Annotated in this window: 9 protein-coding genes; 6 read left to right on the forward strand and 3 right to left on the reverse strand. The window is 70.3% G+C overall.

The genetic code is table 11. The features are described from left to right. The first annotated feature begins 217 nt into the window (after positions 1-217). The 3 genes from ACQKQD_RS06235 to ACQKQD_RS06245 all read left to right on the forward strand — a co-directional run bounded on the left by ACQKQD_RS06235 (position 218) and on the right by ACQKQD_RS06245 (position 3,538). Positions 218-1,591 carry a dicarboxylate/amino acid:cation symporter gene (locus ACQKQD_RS06235; RefSeq protein ID WP_026605282.1) on the forward strand — a complete coding sequence of 458 codons (1,374 nt, stop codon included), beginning with the start codon at positions 218-220 and terminating at the stop codon, positions 1,589-1,591. Beyond that, positions 1,591-2,529: an ROK family protein gene (locus ACQKQD_RS06240; RefSeq protein WP_427507792.1), complete on the forward strand. Its 939-nt coding sequence runs from the start codon at positions 1,591-1,593 to the stop codon at positions 2,527-2,529. Before ACQKQD_RS06235 ends, ACQKQD_RS06240 begins: the two co-directional genes overlap by 1 nt. Before the next feature lie 112 nt (positions 2,530-2,641). Continuing rightward, the gene (locus ACQKQD_RS06245) at positions 2,642-3,538 is read left to right on the forward strand and encodes a bestrophin family protein (RefSeq protein ID WP_427507793.1); all 897 of its coding nucleotides are present in this window, start codon (positions 2,642-2,644) and stop codon (positions 3,536-3,538) included. 3 nt (positions 3,539-3,541) lie between these two features. Here the strand turns inward: ACQKQD_RS06245 and ACQKQD_RS06250 are convergent, their stop codons facing one another. Beyond that, on the reverse strand, positions 3,542-4,123 hold the full coding sequence (locus ACQKQD_RS06250; protein WP_427507794.1) for a histidine phosphatase family protein: 582 nt from the start codon (positions 4,121-4,123) through the stop codon (positions 3,542-3,544). A gap of 186 nt (positions 4,124-4,309) precedes the next feature. Between ACQKQD_RS06250 and ACQKQD_RS06255 the strand changes: the two genes are divergently transcribed. The 3 genes from ACQKQD_RS06255 (at position 4,310) to metH (ending at position 10,387) form a co-directional block, all read left to right on the forward strand. After that, a complete protein-coding gene (locus ACQKQD_RS06255) occupies positions 4,310-5,365 on the forward strand; it encodes an ArsR/SmtB family transcription factor (protein WP_427507795.1) in 1,056 nt (351 codons plus the stop codon). Positions 5,366-5,421: 56 nt separating this feature from the next. Then, a complete protein-coding gene (gene metF, locus ACQKQD_RS06260) occupies positions 5,422-6,342 on the forward strand; it encodes a methylenetetrahydrofolate reductase [NAD(P)H] (RefSeq protein WP_020095368.1) in 921 nt (306 codons plus the stop codon). 292 nt (positions 6,343-6,634) lie between these two features. After that, the gene (gene metH, locus ACQKQD_RS06265; RefSeq protein ID WP_427507796.1) at positions 6,635-10,387 is read left to right on the forward strand and encodes a methionine synthase; all 3,753 of its coding nucleotides are present in this window, start codon (positions 6,635-6,637) and stop codon (positions 10,385-10,387) included. Between the two features lie 133 nt (positions 10,388-10,520). Here the strand turns inward: metH and ACQKQD_RS06270 are convergent, their stop codons facing one another. Further along, a complete protein-coding gene (locus tag ACQKQD_RS06270) occupies positions 10,521-11,525 on the reverse strand; it encodes an SMP-30/gluconolactonase/LRE family protein (RefSeq protein ID WP_427507797.1) in 1,005 nt (334 codons plus the stop codon). Between the two features lie 51 nt (positions 11,526-11,576). Beyond that, positions 11,577-13,307 (reverse strand): L-arabinonate dehydratase, encoded by a 1,731-nt coding sequence (gene araD, locus ACQKQD_RS06275; protein ID WP_427507798.1) that lies wholly within the window; start codon positions 13,305-13,307, stop codon positions 11,577-11,579. Between the last annotated feature and the right edge of the window lie 12 nt (positions 13,308-13,319).

The raw sequence follows: 13,319 nt of genomic DNA on the forward strand, positions 1-13,319 counted from the left end.
ACGCGAGGCACGGCCGGGCCGCAGCGCAGATCGCGCTGCGGCCCGTCTGTTTTCGCGGGTCCGCGGCTCTCGGATACGAGAGATCTTCGTCCGGGAAAGACAGGTTTTTGTCACGGATGGTTCCGGGCGGATAAGCGTGCAGCCGTTGAGGCGCCGGGTGATAGTCGCTAGCGTGCCGGCAAATCGGGAGGGTGCGCGGTCGTCGCACGGGATGGACATGGCACAGGCAATCCAGGCGACGGCTCCCGCCGCAGCGCCCCGCGAGCCCTGGTACAAGGTGCTCTACATCCAGGTGCTGATCGCCATCGCGCTCGGCGTCCTGCTCGGCTGGTACGACCCGGCTACCGGCAAGTCGATGAAGTGGCTCGGCGACGCCTTCATCGGCCTGATCAAGATGATGATCGCGCCGATCATCTTCTGCACGATCGTCCACGGCATCGCGTCGATCGGCGACCTGAAGAAGGTCGGCCGCGTCGGCCTGAAGGCGCTGGTCTACTTCGAGGTGGTGTCCACCATCGCGCTGCTGATCGGCGTCATCGTCGGCGAGGTGATCCGGCCCGGCGCCGGCTTCAACGCCGACCCGTCGAAGCTCGACGCCAGCAAGGTCGCGACCTACGCCAGCAAGGCGGCCGCCGATTCCACCGTCGCCCACATCCTGGCGATCATCCCGAAGAGCTTCCTCGACCCCTTCGCCACCGGCGACCTGCTGCAGGTGCTGCTGATCTCGATCCTCACCGGCGTCGTGGTGACGAATCTCGGTGAGCGCGCGGCCTCGGTGAACCACGCGATCGACACCGCCGGCCAGATCTTCTTCCGGATCATCGGCATCGTCGTGAAGCTCGCCCCCGTCGGTGCCTTCGGCGCCATGGCGTTCACGATCGGCGAGTACGGCATCCAGAAGGTCTACGACCTCGCGTGGCTGGTCGGCACCTTCTACATCACGGCGATCCTGTTCGTGCTCGTGGTGCTCGGGACGATCGCCCGGGTCGCGGGCTTCTCGATCCTGCGCTTCCTCGCCTACATCAAGGACGAGCTGCTGATCGTGGTCGGCACGTCGTCCTCCGAGACGGTGCTGCCGCAGCTCATGACCAAGATGCGCCGCCTCGGCGCCTCGGACTCGGTCGTCGGTCTCGTGGTCCCGACCGGCTACTCGTTCAACCTCGACGGCACCAACATCTACATGACGCTGGCGACGCTGTTCCTGGCGCAGGCCGTGGGCGTGGACCTGTCGATCAGCCAGTACGCCACCATCATCCTGGTGGCGATGCTGACCTCGAAGGGCGCATCGGGCGTCACGGGTGCCGGCTTCATCACCCTGGCGGCGACCCTCTCGGCGATCCCCAACAGCCCGGTGCCGGTCGCCGCCATGACCCTGGTCCTCGGCATCGACAAGTTCATGTCCGAGTGCCGCGCGCTCACCAACCTCGTGGGCAACGGCGTCGCCTGCGTGGTGGTCAGCCGCTGGGAAGGCGAGCTCGACGTCGCCAAGCTCAACGAGGTGATGGCCCACCCGGTCGCCATCGGCACCCACATCGCCGACGAGTCGCCCCAGCCGATGGGCACCGACAGCAAGGTCGCCGCCGCCGAGTGATGGGATCGCCCGCGGCGGAGAACGCGGGTCGCCCGCGCCTCGGCATCGATCTCGGCGGCACCAAGATCGCCGGGATCGTGCTCGGCCGGGACGGGTCGACCCTGGCCGAGGCGCGGATGCCCGCCCCGCGGGGCGCCTACCGGGCCACCGTCGAGGCCGTGGCCGACCTCGTCCTGCGTCTCGAGGCCGAGGCCGGCGCGCCCTGCAGCGTCGGCATCGGCATGCCCGGGAGCCTGTCCCCGGCGACGGGCCTCGTGCGCAACGCCAACTCGCACTGGCTCAACGGACACCCGTTCGCGGCCGATCTCGGCGCGCGCCTTGAGCGCTCGCTCCGGATCGAGAACGACGCCAACTGCCTGGCGGTGTCGGAGGCGATCGACGGCGCCGGCGCCGGGGCCCGCGTGGTCTGGGCGGTGATCCTGGGCACCGGTGTCGGGTCCGGCATCGCCCTCGACGGTCGCGCGCTCACCGGCCGCAACGGCATCGCGGGCGAGTGGGGCCACGGCCCCCTGCCGGCGCCCCGCGACGACGAGCGGCCGGGCGCCCCCTGCTACTGCGGTCGCCGGGGCTGCGTCGAGACCTGGCTGTCCGGTCCCGGGCTGGCGGCGGACCACGCGCGTCGGCACGGCGGCGACCTCAGCGCCGAGGCGGTCGTCGCCGAGGCCCGGGCCGGGAGTTCGGCCGCGCGGGAGACGCTCGCCGTCCACCTCGAGCGGCTCGGGCGCGCGGCCGCCCAGGTGGTGAACCTCCTCGACCCGGACGTGATCGTGATCGGCGGCGGCCTGTCCCGCATCCCGGAGCTGATCGCGGGCCTGCCGGCGGCGATCGCCCCCCACGTCTTCTCCGACGCCTTCGACACGCCCGTGCGGGCGAGCCTGCACGGCGACGCGTCGGGCGTGCGCGGCGCGGCGTGGCTGTGGGAGGCGGAGACCGTCTGAGACCCGTCCGCGGCCCAGCCTTGGTCGATCGAACTGCCGAGCTCACAGAGACGTCGGTTGCGGCTCCGGAGGGGGCAGGGCAGGACGGCAGCACCGCACCGCCGAAGCCCCGATGATCGTCCGCACCCGGCCCAACCTGCTGACCCTGCTGTTCACCCTGCGCGGCTCGATCGTGCCGCGGGTGGCGCCCAAGCTCGCGGGGATCGTCGCGGTCTCGTGCGCGGTGGTGTGGGCGGAATCGCGGTGGCCCGCGCTGTTCCCGGTCAGCGCGGGGGTGACGCCGTTCACCGTGGTCGGCCTCGCCCTCTCGATCTTCCTGAGCTTTCGCAACAACGCCTGCTACGAGCGCTGGCGGGAGGCCCGGAAGCACTGGGGCAACCTGATCGGCGAGGTGCGCAACCTCGCCCGCGCCCTCCCGGCCCTGCTGCCCGAGCGGGAGGCCGCGCTCCAGCTCCGGCGCCTGTCGGCCTTCGCGCACGGCCTCCACGCCCGGCTGCGCGACCTGGACGAGGCCGCCGCCGTCGACCGGACGAGCCCGGGATCGGACCTGTCCGGCCCGAATCCCACCGACTCGGTCCTGGCCGCCATCACCCGCGACCTCGCCGCGCTGACGCGCGCGGGCCGGCTCAGCGACATCCAGTTCGGCATCCTCGAGGCCCGGATCGAGGCGCTGTCGGGCGTGCACACCGCCTGCGAGCGGCTCGCCAACACGCCGCTGCCCTTCGCCTACACGTTGCTCGTGTACCGGACGGCGTGGCTCTACTGCCTGCTCCTCCCGGTGGGCCTCACCGGCGCCCTGGGCTGGGCGACCCCGGTCGTGGTGGCGCTCGTGGCCTACACGTTCTTCGGGCTCGACGCCCTCGGGGACGAGCTCGAGGAGCCGTTCGGCACCGAGCCCAACGACCTGCCCCTCGACGCCATGGTCCGCGCCGTGGACCGCATCGTCCACCACGCGCTCGGCGAGCCGATGCCCCAGGCGCTGGCGCCCGACGGGTACTGGCTGCGCTAGCGCCTACCCGTTCCAGGCACGCAGCACGGGCTCGGTGCGGTCGTGCTCGTAGCCGAGCACCGAGACGCTCGCGGTGCCGAGGACGAGGAGCGCGCCGCCCCGCGGCTCCAGGCCGATCCAGCGCGCGGCGAGCACGCGCAGAAGGTGTGCGCTGGAGAACACGATGAGGTCGGCGTCGCGGGCGCGGGCCCGGGCGATGACCCGGTCCGCCCGGGCACCGACATCCGCCGCCGTCTCGCCCCCGGGGCAGCCGTCGCGGAACAGCCGCCAGTCCGGCCGCTCGGCCAGGATCGCCTTCGTGGTCCGACCCTCGTAGGCGCCGTAATCCCACTCCGCGAGATCCGGGTCGATCGCGCGGCGGTCGCCGAAGCCCGCCAGCGCGCAGGTCGTGGCCGCCCGGCCCGACGGGCTCGACCACACCTCCGCGTAGGCGCGGCGCGCCAGGCGCGGTGCGAGGGTGCGCGCCGCGTCCTCACCCTCCGGCGTCAGGGGGATGTCGCTGCGCCCGGTATGCTGACCGGACCGGCTCCAGGCGGTCTCGCCGTGGCGGACCAGCGTGATCTGCGGGAACGGGCTCTCGGCCATGCGTGCCTCCCCGGGCACGCGGTCCGCGGCCCTGTCATCGATCCAGTCATCGACCCTGCCATCAACGCCGCCGCCGCGCTTCGGTCTCATCGGTTCGGCAATGCCGTCGGGAGCCGTCACGCGCCGTCTTGGACCCGATCAAGATCGTGCTTGCGCCCGCGGGAAAACGGACATAAACATATCTTTATGTCTATCGAACGCAGGCAAGAAGCGGGGTCGATCCCCTTTCCGGAAGCCCTGGGCGTCCTGCGTGCCGCCGCGGAGGAGACGCGCCTGCGCATCCTGGCGCTGCTCGTCGAGGGGGAGCTGTCGGTGTCCGACCTCACCGACATCCTGGGTCAGTCGCAGCCGCGGATCTCCCGCCACCTCAAGCTCTTGGTGGAGGCCGGGCTGGTCGAGCGGCACCGCGAGGGGGCCTGGGCGTTCTTTCGGCTGTCCGACGCCCGCGCCGGCCTGGCGGACCCGCTCCTGTCCGGTCTCGACCGGACCGCGCCGCCCCTGTCGGAGGACCGCGCGCGCCTCGACGCCGTCCGGGCGCAGCGGGCGGATGCCGCCACGACCTTCTTCGCCCGGCTGGCCCCCAAATGGGACGAGCTGCGCTCCCTGCACGTGCCCGAGGCGATCGTGGAGGCCGCGGTGCTCGACGCCCTGGGCGACCGCCCGATCGGCAGCCTGATCGATCTCGGCACCGGCACCGGCCGGATGCTCGGCCTGCTGGCGCCCCGGGCCGGCCGCGCCACCGGGCTCGATTCGAGCCACGCCATGCTGTCCGTCGCCCGGGCCAACCTGGAGCGCCAGGGCTTGGCAAGGGTGGACCTGCGGCAGGGCGACATCCACGCGCCGCCCTTCGCGCGGGCGAGCTTCGACCTCGTCGTGGTCCATCAGGTGCTGCACTATCTCGACGACCCGGCCCGGGCGCTCCGCGGGGCCGCGCGGCTCGTGGCGCCGGGCGGCCGCCTGCTGGTGGTGGACTTCGCGCCGCACGAGCTGGAATTCCTCCGCACCGGGCAGGCCCACCGGCGCCTCGGCTTCTCCGCCGAGCAGGTCTCCGGCTGGCTCGCCGAGGCCGGCCTCGCGACGGTCGCCACCCGCGATCTGACGCCGCGCGAGTCGGGCCAGCTCACCGTCACCCTCTGGCTGGCCCAGGACGGGCTGGCCCAGGACGGGCTGGCCCAGGACGGGCTGGCTCAGGACGGGCTGGCCGACACCGACACAGAACAGCCTCAGCGCGCCGTCGCCTGAGACACTGACCTCCGCAGACTTCGTCTGAACCGACCGACATAGAGGACGAGACCCCGATGCGCCGCTCCACCCACCGCGCCAGCCGCGACGGCTACCACCCGATCCGCGTCTCGATCGAGTTCTTCCCCCCGAAGACCGACGAGATGGAGAAGATCCTCTGGAACTCCATCGAGCGCCTCGCGCCGCTGCAGCCGAGCTTCGTCTCGGTGACCTACGGCGCCGGCGGCTCCACCCGCGAGCGCACCCACAACACGGTCGCCCGCATGGTCCGCGAGACCGGCCTCAAGCCCGCCGCCCACCTCACCTGCGTGGACGCCTCTCGCGACGAGATCGACGCGGTGGTCCAGTCCTACTGGGACGCGGGCGTGCGCCACATCGTGGCGCTGCGCGGCGACCCGGCCGAGGGTGTCGGCCACGCCTACCGGCCGCACCCGGAGGGCTACGCCTCGACCGCAGAGCTGGTGAAGGGGATCAAGCGGATTGGCGACTTCAAGGTCTCGGTCTCGGCCTATCCCGAGAAGCACCCCGAGGCGGCCTCCCTCGACGCCGACATCGACGCCCTGAAGGCCAAGGTCGATGCCGGGGCCGACCAGGCGATCACCCAGTTCTTCTTCGAGAACGAGATCTACCTGCGCTACCTGGACAAGGTCCGGGCCGCAGGGATCACGATCCCGATCATCCCGGGCATCCTGCCGGTGCAGAACTTCAAGCAGGCGGCGAACTTCGCCCGCCGCACCGGCGCCTCGGTGCCCTACTGGCTGGCCGCCCGGTTCGAGGGGCTGGAGGACGACGTCGAGACCCGCCGGCTCGTGGCCGGCGCGGTGGCGGCCGAGCAGGTGCTCGACCTCGTGGACGAGGGCGTCAACGACTTCCACTTCTACTCGATGAACCGCTCCGACTTGGTCTACGCGATCTGCCACCTGCTCGGCCTGCGCGCCCAGGCGCCGAAGCTGGCGGCCGCGAAGGCGGCGGCTTAACTTCTCGGGGCCGCGGTCCGTCATCGCGAGCGCAGCGAAGCGACCCAGGGCAGCGCGACCTCCGTGAGCGTGGCGCGGCTGGATTGCTTCGCTGCGCTCGCAAAGACGGCTTGTGTCCGAGACAGCAGCGAGGGCACGCACGAGAGACCGAAGATCCCCCTCCACCTCGTCCTGAGGGGCCGCGTGAGCGGCCCCGAAGGAGGGTTCCAGGGAACACCGAGATATCTGGAGGCCTCCAAGGCCTCCGCTTCGCTCCGGCACCTCAGGACGAGGTGATCTGACAGGACGCACGATGACCGATTTTGCCCCCGTCGACGGCACCGAGATCGCGAAGGCCCTGCGCCAGCGCGCCGCGGAGAAGATCCTCGTCCTCGACGGGGCGATGGGCACCGTCATCCAGCGCCTGAAGTTCTCGGAAGAGGACTTTCGCGGCGACCGGTTCAGGGATCACGGGCACGATCAGAAGGGCAACAACGACCTCCTGATCCTGACCCAGCCCGACGCGATCCGGCAGATCCACCTCGACTACTTCCTGGCCGGCGCCGACGTCTGCGAGACCAACACCTTCTCCGGCACCACCATCGCCCAGGCCGATTACGGCATGGAGTCGATCATCCACGAGCTGAACGCCGAGGGCGCGCGGCTCGCCCGCGAGGCGGCCAAGCTCGCCGAGCAGAAGGACGGCCGCCGCCGCTTCGTGGCCGGCGCCATCGGCCCGACGAACCGCACCCTGTCGATCTCGCCGGACGTGAACAACCCGGGCTTCCGGGCCGTGACCTTCGACCAAGTGAAGCAGGCCTACGTGGAGCAGGTCCGCGGCCTGATCGACGGCGGCGCCGAGCTGATCCTGATCGAGACCATCTTCGACACGCTCAACGCCAAGGCTGCGGTCGCGGCGGCGTGGCAGGTCTTCGACGAGACCGGCATCCGCCTGCCGATCCAGATCTCCGGCACGATCACGGATCTCTCGGGCCGCACCCTGTCGGGCCAGACCCCGGCGGCCTTCTGGCACTCCCTGCGCCATTCCGAGCCGCTGACCTTCGGCCTCAACTGCGCGCTCGGCGCCCGCGAGATGCGCGGCCACATCGCCGAGCTGTCGCGGATCTGCGACACGCTGGTCTGCGCCTACCCGAATGCCGGCCTGCCGAACGAGTTCGGCCTCTACGACGAGAGCCCGGAGGCGATGGGCAAGCTGGTCGGCGAGTTCGCCGAATCCGGCCTCGTCAACATGGTCGGCGGCTGCTGCGGCACCACGCCGGACCACATCCGCGCCATTGCGGAGGCCGTCGCCGGCAAGGCGCCGCGGCCGATCCCCGAGGTGCCGCGCCTGATGCGTCTGTCGGGCCTCGAGCCCTTCGTGCTCACGCCGGAAATCCCGTTCGTGAACGTGGGCGAGCGCACGAACGTCACCGGCTCGGCCAAGTTCCGCAAGCTCATCACCAACGGCGACTACGCGGCGGCGCTGGACGTCGCCCGCGATCAGGTGGCGGCCGGTGCCCAGGTGATCGACGTCAACATGGACGAGGGCCTGCTCGACTCCCAGAAGGCGATGGTCGAGTTCCTGAACCTCGTCGCCGCCGAGCCCGACATCGCCCGGGTGCCCGTGATGGTCGATTCCTCGAAGTTCGAGGTGATCGAGGCCGGCCTCAAGTGCATCCAGGGCAAGCCGATCGTGAACTCGATCTCCATGAAGGAGGGCGAGGAGAAGTTCATCGAAGCCGCCAAGATCTGCCGCTCCTACGGGGCCGCCGTGGTGGTGATGGCCTTCGACGAGCAGGGGCAGGCGGATTCCTACGAACGCAAGGTCGAGATCTGCACCAAGGCCTACCGGATCCTGACCGAGCAGGTCGGCTTCCCGCCCGAGGACATCATCTTCGATCCGAACATCTTCGCGGTCGCCACGGGCATCGAGGAGCACAACCCGTACGGCGTGGCCTTCATCGAGGCGACCCGCACGATCCGCGAGACCCTGCCGCACGCCCACATCTCGGGCGGCGTCTCGAACCTCAGCTTCGCCTTCCGCGGCAACGAGCCGGTGCGCGAGGCCATGCACGCGGTGTTCCTGTTCCACTGCATCAAGGCCGGCATGGACATGGGCATCGTCAATGCCGGCCAGCTCGCCGTCTACGACGAGATCCCGGCGGAGCTGCGCGAGCTGTGCGAGGACGTCGTCCTCAACCGCCGCGAGGATTCCACCGAGCGCCTGCTGGAGGCCGCCGAGCGCTTCAAGACCGGCGCATCGGCCCAGACCAAGACCGCCGACCTGACCTGGCGCGAGGCTCCGGTCGAGAAGCGCATCGAGCACGCGCTGGTCAACGGCATCACCGAGTACATCGTGGCCGACACCGAGGAGGCGCGGGCCTCAGCCGAGCGCCCGCTCCACGTCATCGAGGGCCCGCTGATGGCCGGCATGAACGTGGTCGGCGACCTGTTCGGCTCCGGCAAGATGTTCCTGCCGCAGGTGGTGAAGTCAGCCCGCGTGATGAAGCAGGCGGTCGCCTATCTCGAGCCGTTCATGGAGGAGGAGAAGCGCGCCAACGGCGGCGACGGCAAGCGCCAGGCCGCCGGCAAGGTGCTGATGGCGACCGTGAAGGGCGACGTCCACGATATCGGCAAGAACATCGTCGGCGTCGTGCTGGCCTGCAACAACTACGAGATCATCGATCTCGGCGTGATGGTGCCGGCCGCCAAGATCCTGGAGACCGCCAAGACCGAGAAAGTCGACATCGTCGGCCTGTCGGGCCTGATCACCCCGTCGCTCGACGAGATGGTCCACGTGGCCGGCGAGATGGAGCGCGAGGGGCTCGACGTGCCGCTGCTGATCGGCGGCGCCACCACCAGCCGCGTCCACACGGCGGTGAAGATCCACCCGGCCTACGCCAAGGGTCAGGCGGTCTACGTCACCGACGCGAGCCGCGCGGTCGGCGTGGTGTCGAGCCTGATCTCGAAGGAGACCCGTGGGCCGACGATCGAGAAGGTCCGGGCCGAGTACGCCAAGGTCGCCGACGCCCACAGGCGCTCGGAGGCCGACAAGCAACGGCTGCCGCTCGCCAAGGCGCGGACCAACGCGTTCAAGATCGACTGGTCGGGCTACAAGCCGGCGAAGCCCTCCTTCACCGGCACGAGGGTCTACGGCTCCTACGAGGTCGCCGACCTCGTGCCCTACATCGACTGGACGCCGTTCCTGCAGACCTACGAGTTCAAGGGCCGCTTCCCGGCGCTCCTGGACGATCCCGAGCAGGGCCCGGCCGCCCGCGCCCTCTTCGAGGATGCGCAGGCGATGCTGAAGCAGATCGTCGAGGAGCGCTGGTTCAACCCGAAGGCGGTGATCGGCTTCTGGCCGGCCAACAGCGTCGGCGACGACATCGCGCTCTACACCGGCGAGAGCCGGTCGGAGCGGCTCGCCACCTTCCACGGCCTGCGCCAGCAGCTCTCGAAGCGCGACGGCCGGTCGAACACCTGCCTGTCGGACTTCGTGGCGCCGGCCGAGACCGGCATCGCCGATTATGTCGGCGGCTTCGTGGTCACGGCCGGCCTGGAGGAGGTGCGGATCGCCGAGCGGTTCGAGCGGGCCAACGACGATTACCGGGCGATCCTCGTGAAGGCGCTCGCCGACCGCATCGCCGAGGCCTTCGCCGAGCGGATGCACGAGCGGGTGCGCAAGGAGTTCTGGGGCTACGCGTCCGACGAGGCCTACGGGCCCGAGGAGCTGGTGCTGGAGAAATACGACGGCATCCGCCCGGCCCCGGGGTACCCGGCCCAGCCCGACCACACCGAGAAGACCACCCTGTTTGACCTGCTGAAGGCCGAGAGCCGGATCGGCGTGAAGCTCACCGAATCCTACGCGATGTGGCCGGGCTCGTCGGTGTCGGGGATCTACATCGCCCACCCGGAGGCGCACTATTTCGGCGTCGCCAAGGTGGAGCGGGATCAGGTCGAGGATTACGCCGCCCGCAAGGGGATGGATGTCCGCGACGTCGAGCGCTGGCTCGGCCCGATCCTGAACTACGATCCGGCGCGGTACATGCCGCAGGCGGCGGAGTAGGGGCGGGGCACCACCGTCATCGCGAGCGCAGCGAAGCGACCCAGGGCATCGCGACATCGGTCGGCGTGACGCCCCTGAATTGCTTCGCTCCTCTCGCAAGGACGGCGGGGCGGCGCGAGCCGCCCATCCAAGCTCAGCAGGTCCCCGCACCCCGCGTGTTCACGTACAGTGAATAGACCGAGTGCGTGGACGTCATCAGCAGCAGGTTGCGGTTGAGTCCGCCGAAGCACAGGTTGGCGCAGCGCTCCGGCAAGCGGATCCGGCCGATCAGCTTGGCCTGAGGCGAGAGCACGATGACCCCGTCCTCGGCCTCGCTCATCCCCCAGCCGCACCAGAGATTGCCGTCGACGTCGACCTTAAAGCCGTCCGGCGTGCCGGTCCCAGCATCGTAGAAGACGCGGCCGTTGGCGGTCCTGGTGCCGTTCTCGACCACGTCGTAGACACGGATCAGGCGGTTCGGCTTCGCCCGCGCCTCGATGAGGTAGAGCTTGGACTCGTCCGGCGAGAAGCAGAGCCCGTTCGGACCCGCCACGCCCTCGACCGCGACGCTGGCCTGTCCCGTCCTCGGATCGATCCGGTAGACGTTGCCGGGAAGCTCCGGCGCGGCCATCGACTCGTGCGGATTCGGCCCGAAGGCCGGGTCTGTGAACCAGACCGCGCCGTCGGAATGGCAGACCACGTCGTTCGGCGAGTTCAGCGGCTTGCCGTCGAACCGGTCCATCAGCGTGGTGAGGCTTCCGTCGTGCTCGGTCCGGGTGACGCTGCGGGTCCTGTGCTGGCAGGTGATCAGACGGCCCTGCCGGTCGCGGGTGTTGCCGTTGGCGTAGTTCGACGGCTTGCGGAACACCGAGACCGTGCCGGACGCCTCCTCCCACTTCATGATCCGGTCGTTGACCACGTCGCTGAACAGCAGCGATCCCATGTCGCCGAACCAGACCGGCCCCTCGGCCCAGCGGAAGCCGGTGGCGACCCGCTCCACCGTCGCCGAGGCGAGCCGGTACTTGGCGAAGGCCGGGTCGAGGATCTCGACGGCCGGGTCCGGCACCCGCTGCGACGGCTCCCAGCCGGCCCCGGCCGCCCGCGCGGCGCCGAGCAGGGCCGCTCCGGCGAGCAGGCCTCTGCGCGCGATCGTCACCATGTTACCTCCCTGTGGTTGGGCCCGCCGCCTGTTGCCGACGGCTCGGGCCGGTCAGTGGATCTCGGGTTCCGGGATCCCCCCGGCGCCCTCCAGAAAGTCGAAATCGCAGCCCTCGTTGGCCTGCCGCACGTGCTGGGCGAACAGCCGGTTGTAGCCCCGCGGATAAGACCGGTCCGGCGGCCGGAACGCCTTCACCCGCGCCGCGATCTCGGCGTCGTCGAGGTGCAGGTGGATCCGGCGCCCGGGCACGTCCACGGTGATGAGGTCGCCGTCGCGCACGGCCGCGAGCGGACCGCCCGCGGCCGATTCCGGCGCCACGTGCAGGATGCAGGCGCCGTAGCTCGTGCCGCTCATCCGCGCGTCCGAGATGCGGACCATGTCGCGCACGCCCTGCCGGAGCAGCACCTTGGGGATCGGCAGCATGCCCCATTCCGGCATGCCGGGGCCGCCGATCGGGCCGGCATTGCGCAGGATCATCACGTGGTCGGGCGTGACGTCGAGGTCGAGGTCGTTCACCGCCGCGCTCATCGCGTCGTAGCTGTCGAAGACCAGCGCGGGACCGGTGTGCTGCAGCAGCCGCGGGTCGGCGGCCGGCGGCTTGATCACGCAGCCGTCGGGAGCGAGGTTGCCGTACAGGATCGCGGTCCCGCCCATGGCCACGATCGGTAGGTCGAGCGGCCGGATCACGTCGTCGTTGAACACCCGCATGCCGGCCAGCCCGTCGCCGATCGTGCCGCCGGTGACCGAGCGGGCGTCGAGGTGGAGGAGGGGGGAAAGGCGCGCCATCAGGGCGCGGATGCCGCCCGCGATGTGGAAATCCTCCATGAGCCACTGACCCGAGGGCCGGAGGTTGGCGATGACCGGCACCTTCTGGGCGAACTCGTCGAACTCGGTGAGCTTGACCGGGATACCGGCCCGACCGGCCATGGCCACGAGGTGGATCATCGCGTTGGTGGAGCCGGCGAGCGCGTTGTGGACCACCAGCGCGTTGTCGACCGAGCGGCGGTCGAGGATGTCGGACGGCTTCAGGTCCTCCCAGATCATCTCGACGATCCGCCGGCCGCAGGCGCCGGCCATGCGCGGATGGTCGGCGTCGGCCGCCGGGATCGAGGCCGAACCGGGCAGCGATAAACCCAGGGCCTCGGTGATCGCCGTCATGGTCGAGGCCGTGCCCATGGTCATGCAGGTTCCGGCGGAGCGGGCGATGCCCGCCTCCATGTCGTTCCATTCCTGCGCGGTGATGTTCCCGGCCTCCTTCTCGGCCCAGTACTTCCAGACATCCGAGCCCGAGCCCAGGATCGTCCCGCCGAAATGGCCGCGCATCATCGGTCCCGCCGGCAGGAACACCATCGGCAGGTTCATGGAGATCCCGCCCATCACCGTGCCGGGTGTGGTCTTGTCGCAGCCGCCCATCAGCACCGCGCCGTCCACGGGGTGCTGGCGCAGCAGTTCTTCCACCTCCATGGCCAGGAGGTTGCGGTAGAGCATCGTGGTCGGCTTGACGAAGTTCTCCGACAGCGACAGCGCCGGCAGCTCGATCGGGAAGCCGCCCGCCTGCCAGACGCCGCGCTTCACGTGCTCGACGCGCTCGCGGAAATGCTGGTGGCAGGGGTTGATGTCGCTCCAGGTGTTGATGATGCCGACGATCGGCTTGCCTGTGAAATCCGCCCGCTCGTAGCCCATCTGCAGCATGCGGGAGCGGTGGCCGAAGCTGCGCAGGTCGGTGGCGCCGAACCAGCGCTGGCTGCGCAGATCCTCCAGGGTCTTCTTGCGCGCGGTCATCGCTCTGTCTCC

Origin of the sequence: Methylobacterium sp. NPDC080182 (genome assembly GCF_050281105.1) — a bacterium.
GTDB lineage: Bacteria > Pseudomonadota > Alphaproteobacteria > Rhizobiales > Beijerinckiaceae > Methylobacterium.